General features: G+C 62.7%; 18 protein-coding genes and 1 pseudogene. 12 read left to right on the top strand and 7 right to left on the bottom strand.

Translation table 11 applies throughout. The features are described from left to right. Both QN222_RS25420 and QN222_RS25415 read right to left on the bottom strand, forming a co-directional pair. A partial coding sequence (locus QN222_RS25420; RefSeq protein WP_284005643.1) for a CHASE2 domain-containing protein occupies positions 1-878 on the bottom strand: 878 nt, incomplete at its 3' end. Positions 879-883: 5 nt separating this feature from the next. Next, positions 884-1,588, bottom strand: a complete 705-nt coding sequence (locus tag QN222_RS25415; RefSeq protein WP_283963251.1) for a Crp/Fnr family transcriptional regulator — start codon at positions 1,586-1,588, stop codon at positions 884-886. A gap of 214 nt (positions 1,589-1,802) precedes the next feature. Here QN222_RS25415 and QN222_RS25410 point away from each other — a divergent pair, with 214 nt between their 5' ends. Continuing rightward, positions 1,803-2,243 carry a DoxX family protein gene (locus QN222_RS25410; protein ID WP_283963252.1) on the top strand — a complete coding sequence of 147 codons (441 nt, stop codon included), beginning with the start codon at positions 1,803-1,805 and terminating at the stop codon, positions 2,241-2,243. 76 nt (positions 2,244-2,319) lie between these two features. Here the strand turns inward: QN222_RS25410 and QN222_RS25405 are convergent, their stop codons facing one another. Together QN222_RS25405 and QN222_RS25400 are read right to left on the bottom strand one after the other, a co-directional pair. After that, entirely contained in the window at positions 2,320-2,748 is a 429-nt protein-coding gene (locus QN222_RS25405; RefSeq protein ID WP_283963253.1) for an RbsD/FucU family protein, read from the bottom strand. Then, complete coding sequence (locus QN222_RS25400; RefSeq protein WP_283963254.1) at positions 2,748-3,980, bottom strand: ROK family transcriptional regulator; 1,233 nt, start codon at positions 3,978-3,980, stop codon at positions 2,748-2,750. The genes QN222_RS25405 and QN222_RS25400 overlap by 1 nt, the downstream gene beginning before the upstream one ends. A 379-nt stretch (positions 3,981-4,359) precedes the next feature. On the opposite strand from QN222_RS25400, the gene QN222_RS25395 reads away from it, so the two are divergent. From QN222_RS25395 to QN222_RS25365, 7 genes are all read left to right on the top strand, one after another. Then, positions 4,360-5,385, top strand: coding sequence for a sugar ABC transporter substrate-binding protein (locus tag QN222_RS25395; RefSeq protein ID WP_180940026.1), 1,026 nt, complete (start codon positions 4,360-4,362; stop codon positions 5,383-5,385). Between the two features lie 199 nt (positions 5,386-5,584). Then, positions 5,585-6,667: an ABC transporter permease gene (locus QN222_RS25390; protein WP_283963255.1), complete on the top strand. Its 1,083-nt coding sequence runs from the start codon at positions 5,585-5,587 to the stop codon at positions 6,665-6,667. After that, the gene (locus QN222_RS25385) at positions 6,667-7,449 is read left to right on the top strand and encodes an ATP-binding cassette domain-containing protein (RefSeq protein ID WP_180940028.1); all 783 of its coding nucleotides are present in this window, start codon (positions 6,667-6,669) and stop codon (positions 7,447-7,449) included. Before QN222_RS25390 ends, QN222_RS25385 begins: the two co-directional genes overlap by 1 nt. After that, positions 7,446-8,066 (top strand): nucleoside triphosphate hydrolase, encoded by a 621-nt coding sequence (locus tag QN222_RS25380; protein ID WP_283963256.1) that lies wholly within the window; start codon positions 7,446-7,448, stop codon positions 8,064-8,066. The genes QN222_RS25385 and QN222_RS25380 overlap by 4 nt, the downstream gene beginning before the upstream one ends. Positions 8,067-8,273: 207 nt before the next feature. After that, entirely contained in the window at positions 8,274-9,311 is a 1,038-nt protein-coding gene (gene pyrC / locus QN222_RS25375; protein WP_283963257.1) for a dihydroorotase, read from the top strand. Between the two features lie 80 nt (positions 9,312-9,391). Further along, positions 9,392-10,090 carry an orotate phosphoribosyltransferase gene (locus QN222_RS25370; RefSeq protein ID WP_283963258.1) on the top strand — a complete coding sequence of 233 codons (699 nt, stop codon included), beginning with the start codon at positions 9,392-9,394 and terminating at the stop codon, positions 10,088-10,090. An 81-nt stretch (positions 10,091-10,171) separates the two neighbouring features. Continuing rightward, positions 10,172-11,098, top strand: coding sequence for a carbohydrate kinase (locus QN222_RS25365; protein WP_283963282.1), 927 nt, complete (start codon positions 10,172-10,174; stop codon positions 11,096-11,098). Positions 11,099-11,168: 70 nt separating this feature from the next. On the opposite strand, the gene pgi is transcribed toward QN222_RS25365, so the two are convergent. The 3 genes and pseudogenes from pgi to QN222_RS25350 all read right to left on the bottom strand — a co-directional run bounded on the left by pgi (position 11,169) and on the right by QN222_RS25350 (position 16,025). Then, complete coding sequence (gene pgi, locus QN222_RS25360; RefSeq protein WP_283963283.1) at positions 11,169-12,794, bottom strand: glucose-6-phosphate isomerase; 1,626 nt, start codon at positions 12,792-12,794, stop codon at positions 11,169-11,171. A gap of 411 nt (positions 12,795-13,205) precedes the next feature. Continuing rightward, positions 13,206-14,057: pseudogene (locus QN222_RS25355) on the bottom strand (integrase core domain-containing protein); the annotation flags it as partial. Between the two features lie 267 nt (positions 14,058-14,324). Continuing rightward, the gene (locus tag QN222_RS25350) at positions 14,325-16,025 is read right to left on the bottom strand and encodes a long-chain fatty acid--CoA ligase (protein ID WP_283963259.1); all 1,701 of its coding nucleotides are present in this window, start codon (positions 16,023-16,025) and stop codon (positions 14,325-14,327) included. Positions 16,026-16,372: 347 nt separating this feature from the next. On the opposite strand from QN222_RS25350, the gene QN222_RS25345 reads away from it, so the two are divergent. The 4 genes from QN222_RS25345 (at position 16,373) to kdpF (ending at position 20,297) form a co-directional block, all read left to right on the top strand. Beyond that, positions 16,373-17,611, top strand: a complete 1,239-nt coding sequence (locus QN222_RS25345) for an MFS transporter (protein WP_284005642.1) — start codon at positions 16,373-16,375, stop codon at positions 17,609-17,611. Positions 17,612-17,753: 142 nt separating this feature from the next. After that, positions 17,754-18,932 (top strand): AI-2E family transporter, encoded by a 1,179-nt coding sequence (locus QN222_RS25340; protein WP_283963261.1) that lies wholly within the window; start codon positions 17,754-17,756, stop codon positions 18,930-18,932. 517 nt (positions 18,933-19,449) lie between these two features. Continuing rightward, positions 19,450-19,629 (top strand): hypothetical protein, encoded by a 180-nt coding sequence (locus QN222_RS25335; protein ID WP_283963262.1) that lies wholly within the window; start codon positions 19,450-19,452, stop codon positions 19,627-19,629. A gap of 578 nt (positions 19,630-20,207) precedes the next feature. Next, positions 20,208-20,297: a K(+)-transporting ATPase subunit F gene (gene kdpF, locus QN222_RS30415; RefSeq protein ID WP_369292081.1), complete on the top strand. Its 90-nt coding sequence runs from the start codon at positions 20,208-20,210 to the stop codon at positions 20,295-20,297. The last annotated feature ends 12 nt before the right edge of the window (positions 20,298-20,309 follow it).

Below are 20,309 nucleotides of genomic sequence, written 5' to 3'. Positions count from 1 at the left end.
GATCGGAGCCGCCTTACGGGCATGCTGCTGCCGACGATGAGAAGCTTGCCTGTAAGGCGGCTCCGATCGGCCGTGTTTGCCATGACGTCGGCAGCCGAGAGCGTGCGCGCGGCAATGGCCTCTTCCGAACTTGCGACGAAGCGCAGGTTTCCCGCCTCGTCAAGGGGGACGATGGCATGATCGAGCCTGAGCCAGGCAGGCTCGCCGCCGAGCACCGGGGTGCTGCTCCCGGCTGCGAGCCGTCCCGCTTCGATCGCGAGCGCCGGGTAGGCGTCGTTGCCGAGGATCGCAAAAGCCTGCGCCCGCCGCACGCGCGCATCCTCGTCACCGACGAGGAAGCCGGCGGTCGCCGCCTTGGAGTGGTCCATGAATGCCGGGCAGGATGTTTCCGCCCCGGCAATGAACCACGGCTCCGGCACCGCAAGCGGGCGTCTGAGCGCGAGCGGAGGAACGGGGCGCGGATGGTCCAGGGCACGGTCAGCCGCGAGAAAGCCCAGAACGACGGGTGCCTCCGCGATCGCGGAAGCAAGCGCGACATTGCCTGCGGCGTCGGCCTCGCATTCAGAGCTGAAAACGAAATCGACCGCAATCACCTTCGGTCCGGCGGCGGCCAGCCGCGATATCAGCGCGGCCGTTTCCGCCCGGTCCCAGTTTCTGGAGCCAAGCGCCTCATGCGCCTTGCGATCGACGTCGACAACGGTGATGTCCGGTGAGCGGGGCGAGGTCACCCATTGTGTGAGGTTATCGAAGAAAAGTTCACGCGGGGTTTTGAAGACAGTTTCGCCATAGAGATAGAGGAGCAGCGCCGCCGCCAGGCTTGCGACGATCCCGCCGAAGAGCGGGGTGACGCGACGGCGGCGGCGGTGGTTCGCACTCAATCGAGCTAGCCCTCCTCCGGATCGGCGACATTCAGGAGGCGATCGACGTTGCAACAAATAATGCCTTCCGTACGCTTCAGCGCGCCGCATTCCTCGAGCGACAGGATGGCACGGTTCACCTTTGGCCGACTCGCGCCGAGAATGGCGGCGATGTCGGTCTGGCTCAAGGTCAGGCGCAGATTGGCGCTGCTCGGAAGCTCGTGGCCGTGGATCTGTTTGAGCGTTGCCAGAAAGAAACGGGCGACGCGAGCGTTGAGGTCGTAGAGCGCGATCGTTTCCAGCCGCTCGGTGGTATCGCGAAGCTGCGCGCAGAGAAAGCGGATCACGGCCTCGGCGATCTGCGGCCTGTGGATGATGAGGTCGAGGAAGGGCTTCTTGCCGATCACGTAGCCTTCGGATGCGATGACCGCTGTCGCATCGGCCGACCGCGGCTGGCCGTCGAGCAGGGCCATTTCACCGAAGAGTGCGCCCCCCTCGTGCTGGCGCAGCATGAGTTCGCGGCCCTGAGGCGTGAACAGCGAGAGTTTGATGCGGCCGGAAACCACGACAACCATGTAGTTGCCTTCGTCGCCGCGCTGGAAGATGACCGTACCTGCCGGCCACTTCCGGTACGTGGCGATGCCGGCGAGCTCCGTCAGCGTCTCCTTGTCGAACTCCTCGAAAATCGGAAAGGATCGCCAGAAGGCGGGACTCCTGTTGACTTCAGCCATGACATCTCCCCTGCGTTCCCTGCAACGCATTGAAATTCTTCACCCAGTCCTTCCGCCGTTGCAACAGAAAAGAGCCGGTCGGGCCAGGAGGAGGTTGACGATAGGTCGCGTCTGTCTCCTAATTGTGAACGATGTGTTATCGGTAGTGCAGCTAGATGTTTTTGAAAATGTTGATATTTCTACCGCCAACACGTTTCCAACAGGAGCCTCGCGCATGTCTCAGAATGTTATCGTCCTTATTGGGCGAATCCTCCTTTCGATCATGTTCATCATGTCCGGCTTCGGCAAGGTGACCGATCCGACGGCCACTGCCGGCATGATCGCCGGCGCAGGATGGCCGGCTGCAACGGCATTCGCCTACCTCGCCGGTCTGTTTGAACTCGTTGCCGGTATTGCGATCCTCGTCGGCTTCCAGACGCGCATTGCGGCCTATCTGCTTGCCGCCTTCTGCCTTGTCACCGGTCTCGTCTTCCACAGCGGCGCCATCAACGTTCCGGACTTTCCGGCAGCTGCCAACGGCCTACTGACCGTCTTCAACCAGATCATGCTGATGAAGAACATCACCATCGCCGGTGCCTTCCTGGTGCTGGCCGCCTTCGGTCCGGGCGCGCTTTCGGTAGATGCCCGCACTGGAAGGGCCCTCGCCACCGCCTAAGGCGTGACGAAAGTTTCCGACCAGAACAAAGAACCCGCCGGCTGTCCCGGCGGGTTCTTTGCGTTGTCGCATGATGTCAGGGGTAGATGACGCCCTTGCGGAGAATGACGTTGCCATAAAGGCGCGGTTCGCTGGTCTGCACCACCGTATGGGCGGCCTTCACGCGCGGATAGAAGTCGGCGCCGAGCAGCGGCACGACTTCCCGTGATGGCTCATGCTTGCCGCAGCATTCGATGATTTCCCGATGTACGGGGTCGAGCGCCTGCTTGTCCTGCTTGACGGTGGCGCGGAAGATCGCCTCTGGCACGAAGTCGTCGATCGGGAGGACGCTCAAGATCGCGTCGAGTACGGGGATGAGCCCGTGCCCGTCGAGGCGGACAAGGCGACGCGCATGTTCCTCGCCCGGATAGTTGCCGTCGACGAGCGCGATTTCGTCGCCGTGACCCATTGCCCTCAGTGCCGCGAGAAGTTCCGGGCCGAGCAGCGGGTTTATTCCTTTCAACATTAACTAAGCTCCTTGAAGAGGACATTGGTGTCCAGCAGATAGCGCGAAAACAGCGGAAGGCTGGCGCCGCCGATCGCCCGGGCGTGGCTTCCGACCACGCCTTCGACGAGATCCGGAACCGTCACGCCCTGGAGGTCGAGTGTCTGCAGTGCGCGACGTGTCGCCGCAAGGATGCGCGCCCGCACCCAGGCGGGAAAACCGCCATCGATGACGGCCGCCGAGAAGTCGATGATCGATGCGGCGGAGACCACGGCCTGCGCGAGCGCATAGGCGGTGTCCTGGATCCAGATCTCGAGCGGTTCGCCGAAGTCGATCCAGTCGTCGGCTGAATACCAGAGCGGCTGCGGATCGATGCCGCGCTCGCGCAAGAGGTTTTCAAGCACGAAGACCGAAGCGATCTTCAGCAATTGCGTGGACTTGCCGTCCTTGCCGGAGACCGGCAGCGGACCGACGGCCCCGGCGGTTCCGGTCCGCCCGGAAAAGAGGGCGGAGTTGAGGACGATGCCGCCGCCGATGAAGGAGCCGATATAGAAATAGACGAAGTCGGGGTAGCTTGAGCCGACACCGAAGGCGAGCTCGGCTCCGCAGGCGCTCGTTCCGTCGTTCTGCAGAAAGACCGGGTGGCGTATCTGTGCGGCCACGGCCGCCTGCAGGTTGGCGTCACGCCAGCGGTCCATTTCTTCCCGCGGCGCGCCGACTTCCTCGGCCCAGTTCCAGAGTTCGAAGGGCGTCGCGATACCGACGCCGGCGATCCGCGCCCGCTGCTCGGGCGCAAGTTGCTGCTCGAGTTTTTCAATGCCGCCGACGATGAAGGTGACGAGGTCCTCGGGTAGCGGGTAGGTATGGATCTGATGCAGATGCAGCCGGATATTGCCGACGAAATCCATCAAGACCAGGTCGGCGCTGCGGCGGCCGATCTTGACGCCGAAGGAGTAGACCGCATCCGGATTGAGGCGCATCGGGATCGACGGCTGGCCGACACGGCCGCGCACCGGGGCGCCACGGATCAAGAGGCCGTCGCGTTCCAGCGCGCGCATGATGACCGAGACGGTCTGGGCCGAGAGGCCGGAGCGACGGGCGATGTCCGCCTTCGACAGGCTGCCGTGGCGGCGAACCAGCGACATGACCAGGCGCTCGTTATAGGCGCGCACGCGGGTCTGGTTCGCCCCGCCGCTTGGGTCTATCACGTCCGGTTGTGTCGATCCCCCGCGGGAATCGTCTGTCAGTGACATGCCACCGTCTCCTCCCGTTGGCACCACTGCATGATTCCTTGAACCAATGTAAGGACAAAATCATGCAGCAAATTCAAAGTGCTACGGCGACTCTTGCGCGTCCGTTCGGACGTGCGGCGCTGTAGATGCTCGCTTGGCGCGAGTCTGTTGTTTCCACTTCAGGTGGATCTGTCAATTTGCCGGGACGGTCGGGGTTCCTCCAAGCTCGTCCGAGCCTCAGAATGCCACAACTGAATAATAATTCAATTTGATTTATTTATTGACACCCAAAAACTTTGGTGTTTGACTTACCTTCGGAAGCGCCGTCCGCAGGAAGGAGAATGCTGCGGCGGCGATGCCTGTGCCGGTCCGCCGGCGTTTTCATCCTTGGGAGGGTTTTATGAAGAAAACAGTTCTTTCTGCCGCATTCGGCGCGCTCGCGCTTGGCGTGGCCTTCGCTTCGCCGTCGCAGGCGGCCGATGTCTCCGCCTGCCTCATCACCAAGACCGACACCAATCCCTTCTTCGTGAAGATGAAGGAAGGTGCCACCGCCAAGGCGCAGGAACTCGGCATGACGCTGAAGTCCTATGCCGGCAAGATCGACGGCGATTCCGAAAGCCAGGTTGCGGCGATCGAAACCTGCATCGCCGATGGCGCCAAGGGCATTCTGATCACGGCGTCCGATACCAAGGGCATCGTGCCCCAGGTGCAGAAGGCGCGTGACGCCGGCATCCTGGTCATCGCGCTCGACACCCCCCTTGAGCCGCTCGATGCCGCTGACGCCACTTTCGCGACGGACAACCTGCTTGCCGGCAAGCTGATCGGCCAATGGGCGGCCGCGACGCTCGGTGACGCCGCCAAGGAAGCCAAGGTCGCCTTCCTCGACCTGACGCCGTCGCAGCCGACCGTCGACGTTCTGCGCGACCAGGGCTTCATGATTGGCTTCGGCATCGACCCGAAGGACCCGAACAAGATCGGTGACGAGGACGACGCACGCATCGTCGGCCACGACGTCACCAACGGCAACGAAGAAGGCGGTCGCACGGCGATGGAGAACCTTCTCCAGAAGGACCCGACCATCAACGTCGTGCACACCATCAACGAACCGGCCGCCGCCGGTGCCTATGAGGCGCTGAAGGCCGTCGGCCGTGAAAAGGACGTGCTGATCGTTTCCGTCGACGGTGGTTGCCCGGGCGTCAAGAACGTCGCCGACGGCGTCATCGGCGCGACGTCGCAGCAATATCCGCTGATGATGGCCGCGCTTGGCATCGAGGCGATCAAGAAGTTCGCCGACAGCGGCGAAAAGCCGAAGCCGACCGAAGGCAAGGACTTCGTCGATACCGGCGTCTCGCTTGTCACCGACAAGCCGGTCTCGGGTGTCGAGTCGATCGACACCAAGGTCGGCACGGACAAGTGCTGGGGCTGATCGGCTCCTGATCGAGACAGATCATGTGACAGGGAAGGGCGGCCCCGGCCGCCCTTCGTGTAAGCGCCGCAGTCTTTGACAAGGCGCGGAAAACCTGCACAATTTTTAGTAATTGCTGAAACTCGCCGCGATCACAGGCGGGCCGCATCCGGCAGCAATGCAACCCCCCTTGGGAGTGGGGTTCACGGGAGGAGTCTCCATGGCCGAACCAAATACAGCCGCACAGCCATCCCAGGAATTCGAAAAGGTCCTGGCCAACAGCTCGACGGACGTGGCGTCCTTCGACACGCATGACAAGACGCCGCTTCAGAAGCTCCAGCATTTCCTTCATTCAAGCCCGGCCGCCGTTCCTCTGATCGTGCTGGTCCTGTCGCTGGCGACCTTCGGCGCCATCCTCGGCGGCAAGTTCTTTTCCGCCTTCACGCTGACGCTGATCCTGCAGCAGGTGGCGATCGTCGGCATTGTCGGTGCCGCGCAGACGCTCGTCATCCTGACGGCCGGCATCGATCTCTCGGTCGGCGCCATGATGGTGCTGTCATCGGTGATCATGGGGCAGTTCACCTTTCGCTACGGCCTGCCGCCGGCCTTGTCGGTCCTCTGCGGTCTTGGCGTCGGCGCACTCTGCGGCTTCATCAACGGCACGCTCGTTGCGCGCATGAAGCTGCCGCCCTTCATCGTCACGCTCGGCATGTGGCAGATCGTGCTCGCCACCAATTTCCTCTATTCCGCCAACGAGACGATCCGCGCCCAGGATATCTCCGCCAACGCGCCGATCCTGCAGTTCTTCGGCCAGAACTTCCGCATCGGCAATGCCGTCTTCACCTATGGCGTAATCGCTATGGTGCTTCTCGTGGCCTTGCTCTGGTATGTGCTCAACCGCACTGCCTGGGGGCGTTATGTCTACGCGGTCGGTGACGACCCGGAGGCGGCCAAGCTCGCCGGCGTCAATGTCAAGGGTATGCTCGTTACCATCTACACCCTGTCGGGCCTCATCTGCGCGCTTGCCGGCTGGGCCTTGATCGGCCGCATCGGCTCGGTCTCGCCGACGGCAGGCCAGTTCGCGAACATCGAATCGATCACTGCCGTGGTGATCGGCGGCATCTCGCTCTTCGGCGGCCGTGGCTCCATCCTTGGCATGCTCTTCGGCGCGTTGATCGTCGGCGTCTTCTCGCTTGGGCTTCGCCTCATGGGCACCGACCCGCAATGGACCTATCTCCTGATCGGCTTGCTGATCATCATCGCCGTCGCAATCGACCAGTGGATCAGAAAGGTAGCAGCCTGATGGCACAACAACCCATCCTCACCGCTCGCGGTCTCGTCAAGCGATACGGTCGCGTGACCGCTCTCGACCACGCCGATTTCGATCTCTATCCGGGTGAAATCCTGGCTGTGATCGGCGACAACGGCGCCGGCAAATCCTCTATGATCAAGGCGATCTCCGGCGCCATCAACCCCGACGAGGGCGAGATCCAGCTTGAAGGCCAGACGGTGAATTTCCGCTCGCCGATGGAAGCCAGAAAAGCCGGCATCGAAACCGTCTATCAGAACCTCGCTCTGTCGCCGGCGCTGTCGATCGCCGACAACATGTTCCTCGGCCGCGAGATCCGCAAACCGGGCATCATGGGCAAGTGGTTCCGCTCGCTGGACCGCGCGGCCATGGAAAAACAGGCGCGGGCAAAGCTCTCCGAACTCGGCCTGATGACGATCCAGAACATCAATCAGGCGGTGGAGACGCTGTCGGGCGGTCAGCGTCAGGGTGTTGCCGTCGCGCGCGCCGCGGCATTCGGTTCCAAGGTGGTCATCATGGACGAACCGACGGCCGCTCTCGGGGTCAAGGAAAGCCGGCGCGTGCTGGAACTGATCCTCGACGTCCGCCGCCGCGGCCTGCCGATCGTGTTGATCTCGCACAATATGCCGCACGTCTTCGAGGTCGCGGACCGGATCCACATCCACCGCCTCGGCCGCCGGCTCTGCGTCATCAATCCGAAGGAATACACGATGTCGGATGCGGTCGCCTTCATGACCGGTGCGAAGGCGCCGCCCGGCGAGGTGCTGGCTGCATGAATGTGCAGGCCTTGAGGGACGAAATCCTGAAACGGGCGGCCGGCGCCGCCCGTTTCATGGTTGCGATTGCGGGCCCGCCGGGCGCCGGCAAATCGACGCTCTCCGAAGCGCTCGCAAAGGCCCTTGTCGAAGCCGGGGAGAAGGCGGCTGTGCTGCCGATGGACGGCTTCCACATGGACAATGCCGTGCTTGAGGAGAAGGGACTGCTTGCCCGCAAGGGTGCGCCCGAAACCTTCGACTTTCGATCGTTTCTCTCGACGGTCGTCGCCGTTCGCGCCAATGACGGCGAGGTCCTCGTGCCGATCTTCGACCGATCGCGCGAACTGGCGATTGCGTCCGCGCGGGTGGTCGCACCGGAAACGCGCATCATCCTTGTCGAAGGCAACTATCTCATGCTCGACGAAGCGCCGTGGAACAGGCTCGATGGCGCCTTCGACTTTTCGATCTTCATCGATCCCGGCCTTGAGGTGATCGAGCGGCGGTTGCTGAAACGCTGGTTCGATCACGGCTACGACGACGAGACCGCGAAGACGAAGGCATTCGGCAACGATATTCCGAACGCGCGGCGCGTCCTCGCCAGCCGTCGGCCGGCCGACCGCGTCATTCGGGATTTCTGAGAGATGGCCTTGGAGCGGGATGAGGAAAAGTGTGCGCGGTTTTCCGCCCGCATCCCGCTTTGCATTTTCGAATCGCCATTGTCTTTTGCGGCGCAATGATGATATCGAGGCGCGGTTTCACCAAATGAAGTCCCGCCCATCGAGCGCACCGACCGGTTCCAACGCCGCTCGCGCCGATCGGGCGCGAGCATCGGGAGAACGCTGACCATGCAAGACCTCGTTATCCGCCGCCCGGATGATTGGCACCTTCACCTGCGCGATGGTGGCATGCTGCGCGGCGTAATCGCGGACACGAGCCGCCACTTCGCCCGCGCCATCATCATGCCCAATCTGGTGCCGCCGGTCGTGACCACGGCCGATGCGGCTGGCTATCGAGAGCGCATCCTCGCCGCCGTCCCCGCTGAGGATCGGTTCGAGCCGCTGATGACCCTCTATCTGACCGAAGGCACCGACCCGGACGATGTCGAGGCCGGATACCGGCGCGGCCTCGTCAAGGCGGTCAAGCTCTATCCGGCAGGGGCGACGACCAACTCTAGCAGCGGAGTTCGCGACGTCGAGAAGGCGATGCCGGTGCTGGAGCGCATGGCGGAGATTGGCGTGCCCCTCTGCGTCCACGGCGAGGTGACGACCGCAGACGTCGACATCTTCGACCGCGAAGCGGTGTTCATCGAAACCGTACTCGATCCCCTCCGCCGGCGCCTGCCCGAGCTCCGCATCACGATGGAGCATGTAACGACCAAGGACGGCATCGACTACATCAAGGCGTCGAAAGCCAATCTCGCCGGTTCGATCACGACCCACCACCTGATCATCAATCGCAACGCCATCCTCGTCGGTGGTATCAAGCCGCATTACTATTGCCTGCCGGTCGCCAAGCGTGAGACGCACCGCCTGGCGCTGCGCGCGGCCGCGACGTCCGGAGATACCCGCTTCTTCCTCGGCACCGATTCCGCGCCGCATGTCGATCCGCTGAAGGAATGCGCCTGCGGTTGCGCCGGCATTTACACCTCGATCAACACCTTGAGCTGCCTCGCCCATGTTTTCGAGGAAGAGGGGGCGCTCGACCGCCTCGAGGCCTTTGCGTCGCTGAACGGTCCCGCCTGGTATGGCCTGCCGGTCAACGAGGAGACGATCACCCTGCGCAAGAGCGAAGAGCCGGTCCGTTACCCCGCCAAGGTCTCGACGGAGGCCGGCCCGGTCACGGTTTTCGATCCGATGTTCCCGCTCCACTGGGCGGTTGTCTGATTTAATGAGGGTTTGTTTTGTCGCGTGACGGAAGCCGGAAACCGGTCCCACTTTTCGGGTCGCGCTAGAAGGAGAGTTTCATGTTTTCCAATGCGTTCACCGACAAGGCGGTGATGGCCGAGCTGGTCGCGAAAATGCTCTGGGAGATCACGGCGGTGCATTTCCGCGCCGACGAGCCCTACAAGCTTTCCTCCGGCATGGCGAGCCCCGTCTATATCGATTGCCGCAAGCTCATCTCCTATCCGCGCATCCGTTCGGCGGTGATGGATTTCGCCGCCGCGACGATCCTTCGCGAGGCCGGCTTCGAGCAGTTCGATGTCGTCGCCGGTGGTGAGACGGCTGGCATTCCCTTCGCAGCCATGCTGGCCGAGCGGCTCGGCCTGCCGATGATTTATGTGCGCAAGGCCCCGAAGGGCCACGGACGCAACGCCCAGATCGAAGGCCATATGCCGGAAGGCGCGCGCGTGCTGGTCATCGAGGACCTGACGACCGCCGGCGGCTCGATGTTCAAGTTCATCGACGCGATCCGCGCGGCCGGCGGCATCGTCGATCATGGCATCGCGCTCTTCTACTACGACATCTTCCCGGAAGCGCGGGCGGACATGAAATCGAAGGGCGTCGATCTGCACTTCATCGCCACCTGGCGCAACGTGCTGGCGGTTGCCCGCGAGCAGGCGCTGTTCGACGAGAAGACGCTGAACGAGGTCGAAGCCTTCCTCAACGCCCCGCTCGCCTGGTCCGGACGCAATGGCGGCGTCAGCGCGCTGGCAGCCCAGTAGCCTTTCCCGCTGGCTTTGGCGGGAAATCTGATTTAAATCGATTGAATAATCGACGGAATGACCGGTAAGGGAGGAATGCCGATGATCGTTTGCTGCGGGGAAGCCCTGATCGATATGCTGCCGCGCGACACGGCAGCCGGGGAGAGCGCCTTTGCGCCCTATGCCGGCGGCGCGATCTTCAATACCGCGATCGCGCTGGGACGGCTCGGCATTCCCACCGGCTTCTTCACCGGCCTCTCCGACGACATGTTCGGCGATATCCTGCGCGCTACGCTGAAAGCCGCGAACGTCGATTTCGGCCCTTGCGCGACCCTGCCGCTGCACACAACGCTTGCCTTCGTGAAACTGGTCGACGGTCACGCGAGCTATGCCTTCTTTGACGAGAACACGGCCGGACGGATGATCACCAAGGATCATCTCCCGGCGCTCGGCGATTCCTGTGAAGCACTGCATTTCGGTGCGATCAGCCTCATCCCCGAGCCATGCGGCTCGACCTACGAGGCCTTGATGGCGCGCGAACACGAGAAACGGGTGATCTCCTTTGACCCGAACATCCGTCCCGGCTTCATCAAGGATCGCGAGGCGCATCTTGGCCGCATGAACCGCATGGCCGCGATGTCCGACATCATCAAGTTCTCGGACGAGGACCTCGCCTGGTTCGGCATGGAAGGCAGCCATGACGAGCTTGCCGCCGAATGGCTGAAACGCGGCCCCAAGCTGGTGCTGATCACCAAGGGCGCGGATGGCGCAGTGGGCTATACGAGGAACCACAAGGTGGAAGTCGCCGGCGAACGGGTAACCGTTGTCGATACGGTCGGCGCCGGCGACACGTTCGACGCCGGCGTGCTCGCTTCATTGAAGCTCAACAACCTGCTGACCAAGGATGCGGTGGCAGATCTCAGCGATGCGGCGGTCCGTCAGGCCCTGGCGCTTGGCGCGAGGGCGGCGGCTGTTACAGTCTCGCGCGCCGGCGCAAATCCGCCGTGGCAATACGAAATCGGGCTCTGAGTTTTTCGAACGCCCACGGCGGGGCGCACTGAAGGCAGAAGGGCGCCATCGCTGGCGCCCTTTTTTCTGGTCAGCGCGCTGCCTTGAGTAAGGCAGCAACAAGGCCGGCGGTCGAGGAATCGTGCGCCTCGGCGCTTTCCTTGCCTTCGACGACCGGAAGAAGGCCCGTGGCCAGTTCCTTGCCCAGCTCGACGCCCCACTGGTCGAAGGAATTGATGTTGAAGAGCGCGCCTTCGACGAAGACGCGGTGCTCGTAAAGCGCGATCAGCCGACCGAGGGCAAAGGGATCGAGCTGATCGTAGACGATGGTGAGAGACGGCCGGTTGCCGGTGAAGACGCGATGCGGTGCGATCTTGTCGGCCTTCGCGTCATCCATGCCCTTCGAGGTGAGCTGCGCCTTGGCTTCGGCAAGGGTGCGGCCCTTCATCAGGGCTTCCGATTGTGCCAGGCAGTTTGCCATCAGCAGCTGGTGCTGGTGGCGCAGGTCCTTCTCATGACCGTTCGCGGCAATCATGAACTCGGCCGGGATGATGTCGGTGCCCTGGTGGATGAGCTGGTAGAAGGCGTGCTGGCCGTTGGTGCCCGGTTCGCCCCAGACAACCGGCCCGGTCGAGAATTCGACCGGCGTGCTGTCCATGGTGACGCCCTTGCCGTTCGATTCCATGTCGAGCTGCTGCAGATAGGCCGGAAAGCGTGCAAGGCGCTGATCGTAAGGCAGGATCGCCCGCGACGGATAGCCGAGCACGTTGCGGTGATAGAAACCGATGAGGCCCAGCAGCATCGGAATGTTCTGGCGCAGCGGAGCGTTGCGGAAATGTTCGTCAATGGCGTGGCCACCATCGAGGAAGCGGCCGAAATTCTCAGTGCCGATCGCAATCATCAGCGGCAGGCCAATCGCCGACCAGATCGAATAGCGTCCGCCGACCCAGTCCCAGAAGCCGAAGACGCACTTCCGATCGATACCGAAGGCAGCGACCTTGTCGAGTGCGGTGGAGACGGCCGCAAAGTGGTGGCCGACTGCCGCCTCCCCGAGCTTGCCGGCGATGAAGGCCCGGGCAGTGGCGGCATTGGTCATCGTTTCGATTGTCGTGAAGGTCTTCGAGGCGACGATGAAGAGCGCGGTTTCCGGATCGATGAGCTTCAGCGTGTCGGCGATATGCGCGCCGTCGATATTGGAAACGAAATGCAGCCGCGGGCCGTCGTGGAAGGGAGCGAGCGCCAGCGTCGCCATCACCGGGCCGAGGTCGGAGCCGCCGATGCCGATGTTGATGACATCGGTGATCTTCTTGCCGGTGGCGCCCTTCAACGCACCCGAACGGATGCCATCGGCAAAGGCGCCCATCGCATCCAGCACGGCATTGACATCGGGCATCACGTCCTTGCCGTCGACGAGGATCGGCCGGTTGCTCCGGTTCCTGAGCGCCGTGTGCAGCACGGCTCGGCCCTCGGTGATGTTGATGATGTCGCCGCGGAACATGGCATCCCGCTTCTCTTCGACCTTCGCCGCCTTGGCGAGCGCTTCGAGCCCATCGAGAATTCGGTCGTTCACCGCGCATTTCGAATAGTCGAAGAGGAGGTCGCCGAGCGTCGTGCTGAAGCGGGAGAAGCGGCTCCGGTCGGCCGCGAACGCGGCGCGAATATCGGTTGCATTGGTCTCGCGTGCAGTGGCTTTGAGGTTTTCGACAAGCGCTTTCATCGCAGGCTCCTTGCATCGGAAATTGGCTGCGATAGCTAGTCGGTTTGTTTGCGGTAAATCAAGGGCATGTGTGCACTGCAGCGAAAAAAGCCGGCGCCCCGAGCTTCGGCCCTCATGTTTATGCCGGCGCGGAGTCTGCCCCTCACCTGTCCAACTGAAAGATGGGTAACAGATTGAACCGGATACATGGGTTACAATTCCGGTGCAGTTGATGCAGCAGCAAGGGGCCCGGTACCGGGCCACCGGCTCGCCGGCGAGGCTCTGGGCGATGTAGATCAGGTCGCCGTTCCACTTGATCTCGCCGCTGTGGCGCACCCGCCGGACTGCGGCCTCGGCGGGATAATCCGGCTCGGGCCAGTGGTCGGGCATTGGACGCGGGCTCTTCTGGTAGTGTTCGGCCGGCGGCGTCTGATCGAGTGCCTCGTGCGGCCGCTCGTCGTTATATTCGGTCCGGAAGGCGTCGAAGGCCCGCTGCTGCTCGTCACGATCGGCCCGCGCCGCCTTGGCCAGCGGCATCATCGTGAGATGGAAGCGCTCGTGGCGGCCGTTCTGCTGCGGCTTGCCGGGGGCGATCCGCTCCAGCGTGATGCCGAGCTTGATGAAGCGCACCGAAAGCGGCGTCAGCCCGGTGACACCGGCGCTGGCAAAAGGCGGGCCATTGTCGCTGCGCAGCCGCTGCGGCAGCCCGAACTCGCCAAACAGCCGCTCGAACACCGGCCAGGCTTCGCTCTCACCGGTCGAACTCACCGCCGCAAGCCCCAGCATGTAGCGGCTTTTGGCGTCCATCACCGTCAGGGGTTCGCAGCGGCTCCTGTCACCCAGCCGGAACCAGCCCTTGTGATCGGCCGTCCACAGCGCGTTGGGCGCCTCCGGCTCGGAAAACGGGCCGGTGCCGCACGCCTTCCAGCGCGCCGGCCGCCGCCCCACCAGGCCGTGCCGCTTCAAAATCTCGCCCACCGTCGAGGCCACCGGCCACGGAACCTCCGGATGCAGCCGGTTCAACCGGGCGACGATCTTCTTCGGACCCCACAGCGGATGCGTCTCTTTCTCGGCGACGATCCGCTCCACCAGACCGGCCGCCGTCGCCCGCCCGGGGTGCAGCGGCGCCCGCGGCAGATCGTGCAGACCGTCGGCCCCGTGCGCCTTGTAGCGCCCCAGCCATTTGTAACCACACTTGCGCGAAATCCCGTAGAGCCGGCACAGCGCCGCCATCGTCTCCTCGCCAGACAAACACGCAGCAACAAATTTCAGCCGCTCGTCCATGATGCCAGTCTCTCTCCAAACCATCGCCGGTTCCTCCCGGCATTCAGAGAACTGTCACCTATGTAAACGGTCCGTTCTGTTACCTATCTACCCGGTTCGGACACCCAATCCCCTCTCCCCGCAGGCGGGGAGAGGGGACGTGCGGCGTACTTTTCAGGGAATTATAGAGCGAGGCGGCTGCGGCAGATCCCCTTCGCCCCGCCTGCGGGGAGAAGGTGGCCGGCAGGCCGGATGAGGGGGCTTCGCGGCTTTTGTGGCGAACGGGGTCTAACCGCGCAAATCCTTGCGCAGGATCTTGCCGACATTCGACTTCGGCAACTCGGTGCGGAATTCCACGTATCTCGGCCGCTTGTAGTTGGTGAGGTTGGCGGCGCAGTGGCGCTTGACGTCCTCTTCGGTGAGGTCCGGATCCTTGCGCACGACGAAAAGCTTCACGGCCTCGCCGGAATGCGGATCGGCGATCCCGATGGCGGCGCATTCGAGGATACCCGGGTGCGTTACCGCGACCTCTTCGATCTCGTTCGGGAAAACATTGAAGCCGGAAACGAGGATCATGTCCTTCTTGCGGTCGACGATTTTCGTCAGCCCCTCGGCATTCATGAAGCCGATGTCGCCGGTGCGGAAGAAGCCGTCCGGCGAGATCGCCTTGTCCGTTTCGTCCGGCCGCTGCCAGTAGCCGGCCATGACCTGCGGACCGCGGATGCAGATTTCGCCGATTTCGCCGACCGGAAGCGTGTTGCCTGCGTCATCGCGAATCTCGACCTCGGTGGAGGGGAGCGGCATGCCGATCGTGCCGGTGAAATCGCCCGTGTCGAGCCGGTTGGCGGTGGCGACCGGAGAGGTTTCGGAAAGCCCGTAGCCTTCATGGATCGGGCAGCCGGTCACCGCCAGCCAACGCTCGGCCACGGGCCGCTGCACGGCCATGCCGCCGCCGAAGGTCAGCACCAGCGAGGAAAAGTCGAGCTTCTTGAATTCGGCGTTGTTCATCAGTGCGTTGAACAACGTGTTGAGGCCGGGGAAGATGTTCGTCCGGTACTTGCCGAGTTCCTTGACGAAAGCCGGAATGTCGCGCGGATTGGGGATCAAGATGTTGTTGCCGCCCGTCGAGAGGCCCATCAGCGAATTCACCGTAAGCGCGAAGATATGATAGAGCGGCAGCGCGCACATGAAGGTGAGGTTTTCCGGGCGCGCCTTGCGCCGGAAGGCGGTTTCCAGCCACAGCTCCATCTGCGCCATGTTGGACAGCAGGTTCGCATGGGTGAGGGTGGCGCCCTTGGAGACGCCGGTGGTGCCGCCGGTATATTGCAGGAAAGCGACATCTGATGGCGCCACATGAGGCTTCGTGAGGGTCTGTTTCGTGCCCTTGGCAAGCGCGGTCCTGAAGGAGAGGTGTCCGGGGATCGACCAGGCCGGCACGAGCTTCTTGACGCGCCGCACGACGAGATTGACGATCGCTCCCTTGACCCCGAGCATGTCGCCCATGCTGGCGACCACCACATGTTTGATTGATGTGCGGGCGAGGACTTGCTCGACCGTGTGGGCAAAGTTCTCGAGCACGAAGATCGCCTTGGCGCCCGCATCGACGAGCTGATGCTCGAGCTCGCGCGGCGTATAGAGCGGGTTGACGTTGACCACCGTCAGCCCGGCACGCAGGATGCCGTAGACGATCACCGGGTTCTGCAGAATGTTCGGCATCATCACGGCAACGCGATCGCCCTTCTTGAGGCCGAGCGATTGCAGCCATGCGCCGATCGCGGCCGACCGCGCGTTGAGATCGGAGAAACGGAGCGATTTGCCCATGCAAGTGAACGCCGGACGCCAGGAATATTGCGCGACCGCGTGGTCGAAGAACTCGCCGATGGAGCGATAGGGCAGGGGGCCGATTTCGGCTGGCACGCCGGGCGGATAGGATTTCAGCCAGATTTTTCCCGCGTTGGAACCCGCCTGCTGCGTGCTTGCTTCCGCCATGACCTCTCTCCCTCTGGTCGCCATTGACCGGCCGTGCTCACGGCGAAGAAAAATCCCTCCCGATCTTCCTCTCCGTCGAAGATGAAACTTTTGCAGCCTCTCTTCAAGCCGGGAATCCGATTATATGACTTTGACGTAAACGTCAATAATGGGCGCTGTACGACAAACCGGCAGAATGTACGAGATTTTGATCGGCGCTCCAGCATAACTCCTTGCGATCGTTGGCAAACAATCTATAGTGCATCGCAGCATAATTCTCCCTCGGCATCGTTCGTGCCACGCCGTTCGCGGCATTTCCACATATCGATTTTTGAGCAGCGGCCGAAGTGTCGCAGCAAGGCTGTTCCATGTCCGACGACGTCCTGCCCATTGCCGCGCCCCGCAGCCGCGTTTCCGCCGCCGAGATTGCTCTCGCCGTCGGCGGGTTCGGCATTGGCACGGGTGAATTTGCAATCATGGGGCTTTTGCCCCAGGTCGCCGAAGACGTCGCCGTCTCTGTGCCGGAGGCCGGCGCCGTGATCAGCGCCTATGCCTTGGGTGTGGTGGCGGGGGCGCCGTTGATCGCCGTCCTCGCCGCCCGCTTTGCCCGCTTTCACGCTCTTCTCGTCCTGATGACGCTGTTCGCACTCGGCAACTTTGCAAGCGCGGTGGCTCCGGATTTTTACACGCTGGTCGCGGCGCGTTTCCTCGCCGGGCTGCCGCATGGCGCCTATTTTGGCATTGCGGCACTCGTCGCGGCCGGCCTCGCTGCACCGAACCAGCGGGCGCGGGCGATCGGCCGGGTGATGATGGGCCTGACGATTGCCACACTCTTCGGCACGCCGGTCGCCGCGTGGTTTGGGCAGGCACTCGGTTGGCGGACCGCCTTCGCCATCGTCGGCGGCGTCAGCCTGCTGACAGTGGTCCTTGTCTGGATCCACGTTCCGCGAGACAAGGGCGACCCGCAGGCAACACCGTTGCGCGAGCTCGGCGCGCTCCGAAAATTGCAGGTCTGGCCGATGCTCGGCATTTGTGCCATCGGCTGCGGCGGCATGTTCGCAGTCTTCAGCTACATCACGCCGGCGCTGACCGAAGTGGCGGGCGTCTCGCTTACCAATGTGCCGATCATGCTGTCCGTCTTCGGCGCCGGGATGATACTCGGCAACATCGTCGGCTCGAGGCTCGCCGACTGGTCGTTGCTGCCGGCGATCGGGATTGCGATCGCCTTCAACATCTTCGCCTACGTGCTGTTCTATTTCACCATGACCAACCCGTGGATAGCGATCATCAACGTGCTCTTCATCGGCGGCGGCTTTGCCGTCGTGCCCGGCGTGCAGACGCGTCTGATGGACGTGGCGGGCAAGGCGCAGACGCTCGCCGCGGCCCTCAGCCACTCCGCCTTCAACCTCGCCAATGCGCTCGGCGCCTGGCTCGGCGGCTTGTCGATCGCCGCCGGTTGCGGTTGGACCTCCACCGGGCTCGTCGGCGCCATTCTCGGTCTTGCCGGCTTTGCCATCTTCTTCGTCTCGGTCCTCGTCGATCGCAGAACGCGGCGGGCACATCAGCTTGCGAGAGCCAATCGGTCCAAATTTGCGGAACAATCTTGAGTCCGCCTAAATTTCCCTGTCATGTCCCGCCGCTAACGTCCGCGGCGGTCGGCCTCCCATCGGAAACTGAGTGTCAACGCCGCAGATGGGCTGGCAAGGTCTCGGCTTTGTTGTAAAGTTTCTAAAAGACGGAGGATGACAGGTGCAATTGGGCAATCGTGAACGAGAAAACCTTCCCGCGGAGCCGCGGCTCTTCGGGCAGCCGGCCCATTCACGCTCTGCCCTTGTCCTGCCGATCTCGGCCGCTCGCTGGCTGCTCGTCCTCGTTCTGCTGGCAGGGGTCTATTTCTTCCACGGTTTCGTCGTGCCGGTGCTCGCCGCCGTCGTCATCGGCTTTGCCAGCTGGCCGATCTATCGATGGCTGCTGCAGGCGGTCAACGGTAACCGCACGCTTGCCGCAACGATCGCCATCACCTCCGTGATCGCCTTCATCGTCGTCCCGATCTCGCTGGCCGCGGCCTATGCGGTCGACGAAGTGCGCGACTGGCTGGTCTGGGCGGTCGAGACCAATGCCAATGGTGCATCGGTGCCCGCCTGGCTGACGACGATTCCGATTGCGGGCGCCTGGCTCGGCGAGCAATGGGTCAAATATATCGGCCATCCGGGGGCGCTCGGCGAGCTGGTGCAACTCGTCAGCGGCTCCAATATAGGCAATATCTATCGCGGCGTGCTGGTGGTCGGCGCATCCGCCTTCCAGTCCTTCCTGACACTGCTCTTCATGCTGATCACGCTGTTCTTCGTCTATCGCGACGGCCAGTCCTTCTCGAAGCAACTCGACCATCTCGGCGAGCGGATCTTTCCGATGCGCTGGGAACGTCTGTCCCGCGTCGTGCCGCTGACCATCAGCTCGACGGTGACCGGCATGGGCATCATCGCGATCGGCGAAGGCATTGTTCTCGGCGTGGCCTATTGGCTGGCCGGCGTGCCGTCACCGGTAACACTCGGCATCATCACCGGCATCATGGCGCTGGTACCCGGAGGCGCGCCGCTCTGCTTTACCCTGGTGTCGATCTATCTGGTTGCAAGCGGCTCGCCGGTGCAGGGCGTCGCCCTCTTCGCCTGGGGCACGACCGAGCTTTTCATCGTCGACAAGACGCTGAGGCCAAAGCTCGTCGGCGGACCGATCAAGCTGCCTTTCCTGCCGACATTCTTCGGCCTGATCGGCGGCGTGAAAACGATGGGCTTCCTCGGCCTGTTCGTCGGGCCGGTGCTGATGGCGCTGCTCGTCGCCATCTGGCGCGAATGGCTGCACGAGGTGACAACGCAGCCCGAGCCGCCGACCGTCGATCACATCTCGCGAGCGGACATATCCGTAAAGTGATCCCTTAAGAAAAATGGCCAGCCGAAATCGACGGTTCCTGAGGGGATCGCGGTCTCGGCCCGGCAACTCGATCTGCAGCAGCCAACAATTGCGTCCGGGGTCGAGACACGGTCGATATTCTCGTGCTGGCGCGGAAACGCCGCGGCCGATGCTAGCTAAGCCCCAGTTCGCACTGGGCTCCTGCCATCCCCTTCGGAAGGCGGACTCGGTGCCCGTCCCCAAAAGCATTGCGCCGCTCAATCTGCATGTGGTGTTCTCCGTGCAGATACAAGCAGCGATTTGATGCGGGCGAAGTCGAATAAGGACGTAGCTGTAGGTGCCGATCCTCCGAAGCCTCCCAAGAATACTTATGACATTTTTATTTCTTCGCTTTCCCTCACCAATCGAAAACATATGCCGACGTCGATACGCTCAGGTTGCCCGGTAGGTTTCCGCAGACGCCAGAGCTCTTCTGCCCGCAATTTTGGCGACTGCTTTGGCAGGACCGATGGGCAGGTGAAAGGAAGGAGCGGCAGGAATGGATCCTCGTCTCGACATGCAGAAAAAACATCGCAGCAGCTCGCACGGCCAAGAACGTCAACAAGTCAACGTGCGGGTTGCGTCCTACTCCGATGAGTTGGCGATGTTTCTGCGGCTCACGGCGGTGGTCGGCGGAGCTGTCGCAGCCGTCGCCCTTGTGTTGGCGATGGCAAACTGAAGATGGACCACGACAGAAGCCGGCGGGTACCGAACCCGCAGGGCAGAACAACGCAAGGGCCGCGTTCTTTGTGGATTCGCTGACGAGGGAGGCGGCGCGCTTCATTCCGGTTGCAATGGTTATGTTCGCCTTCATGGGAACGGTGCTGCTGCTTGCGACCGTCGTCCGCTTGGTTCGGGCGTCGAGCTGCGGGATCGGCTGCAAGATTGCCCGATCCAGACCCGCCGTCTCACGCTCTGCTCCCACCTCTTGATAGGCCCAGGAGTCCCGGTCCGCTCGGTACACCGTTCTCAAAATGAGCAATCAGGGCGGGGAGGTCCCGGCGGCGCGCCTACGCTGTTGCGTTCGTCCGCGGCTGAACAGCCGAGAGCCAATCCACCTATATAAGTTTTTTATTTCTTTGCACTTCTACCTCTCTCGAACATTTATGCGGTTGGCGCGATGATACGTTTCAGTCGTTATAAGAAATATGAGTGATGCGAATGGATTTCTTCGTCCTCTCGATAGGGGTTTTGTTCTTCGCGTTGTCTTTTGCCTACGTCAATGCCTGCGATAAACTTTAGAAGTGTGAACACAACATGTTCGTCGACTACATTCTTGGTGGCGCCGTAACGGTGTTTCTTTTCACCTACTTGATCTACGCGCTCCTTCGTCCTGAGCGCTTTTGATCGCACAACACC

Origin of the sequence: Sinorhizobium sp. 6-70, assembly GCF_030124375.1 — a bacterium.
In the GTDB taxonomy this organism is placed as follows: Bacteria; Pseudomonadota; Alphaproteobacteria; order Rhizobiales; family Rhizobiaceae; genus Sinorhizobium.
The sequence above is the reverse complement of the archived record's forward strand: the minus strand, read 5'-3'. Positions and strand labels throughout refer to the sequence as shown.

What these genes read in the sequence shown, in the direction of transcription:
- QN222_RS25415 (WP_283963251.1), bottom strand. Translation starts at nt 1,588, where the DNA reads ATGGCTGAAGTCAACAGGAGTCCCGCCTTCTGGCGATCCTTTCCGATT.
- QN222_RS25410 (WP_283963252.1), top strand. Translation starts at nt 1,803, where the DNA reads ATGTCTCAGAATGTTATCGTCCTTATTGGGCGAATCCTCCTTTCGATC.
- QN222_RS25405 (WP_283963253.1), bottom strand. Translation starts at nt 2,748, where the DNA reads ATGTTGAAAGGAATAAACCCGCTGCTCGGCCCGGAACTTCTCGCGGCA.
- QN222_RS25400 (WP_283963254.1), bottom strand. Translation starts at nt 3,980, where the DNA reads ATGTCACTGACAGACGATTCCCGCGGGGGATCGACACAACCGGACGTG.
- QN222_RS25395 (WP_180940026.1), top strand. Translation starts at nt 4,360, where the DNA reads ATGAAGAAAACAGTTCTTTCTGCCGCATTCGGCGCGCTCGCGCTTGGC.
- QN222_RS25390 (WP_283963255.1), top strand. Translation starts at nt 5,585, where the DNA reads ATGGCCGAACCAAATACAGCCGCACAGCCATCCCAGGAATTCGAAAAG.
- QN222_RS25385 (WP_180940028.1), top strand. Translation starts at nt 6,667, where the DNA reads ATGGCACAACAACCCATCCTCACCGCTCGCGGTCTCGTCAAGCGATAC.
- QN222_RS25380 (WP_283963256.1), top strand. Translation starts at nt 7,446, where the DNA reads ATGAATGTGCAGGCCTTGAGGGACGAAATCCTGAAACGGGCGGCCGGC.
- pyrC (WP_283963257.1), top strand. Translation starts at nt 8,274, where the DNA reads ATGCAAGACCTCGTTATCCGCCGCCCGGATGATTGGCACCTTCACCTG.
- QN222_RS25370 (WP_283963258.1), top strand. Translation starts at nt 9,392, where the DNA reads ATGTTTTCCAATGCGTTCACCGACAAGGCGGTGATGGCCGAGCTGGTC.
- QN222_RS25365 (WP_283963282.1), top strand. Translation starts at nt 10,172, where the DNA reads ATGATCGTTTGCTGCGGGGAAGCCCTGATCGATATGCTGCCGCGCGAC.
- pgi (WP_283963283.1), bottom strand. Translation starts at nt 12,794, where the DNA reads ATGAAAGCGCTTGTCGAAAACCTCAAAGCCACTGCACGCGAGACCAAT.
- QN222_RS25350 (WP_283963259.1), bottom strand. Translation starts at nt 16,025, where the DNA reads ATGGCGGAAGCAAGCACGCAGCAGGCGGGTTCCAACGCGGGAAAAATC.
- QN222_RS25345 (WP_284005642.1), top strand. Translation starts at nt 16,373, where the DNA reads ATGTCCGACGACGTCCTGCCCATTGCCGCGCCCCGCAGCCGCGTTTCC.
- QN222_RS25335 (WP_283963262.1), top strand. Translation starts at nt 19,450, where the DNA reads ATGGATCCTCGTCTCGACATGCAGAAAAAACATCGCAGCAGCTCGCAC.
- kdpF (WP_369292081.1), top strand. Translation starts at nt 20,208, where the DNA reads ATGTTCGTCGACTACATTCTTGGTGGCGCCGTAACGGTGTTTCTTTTC.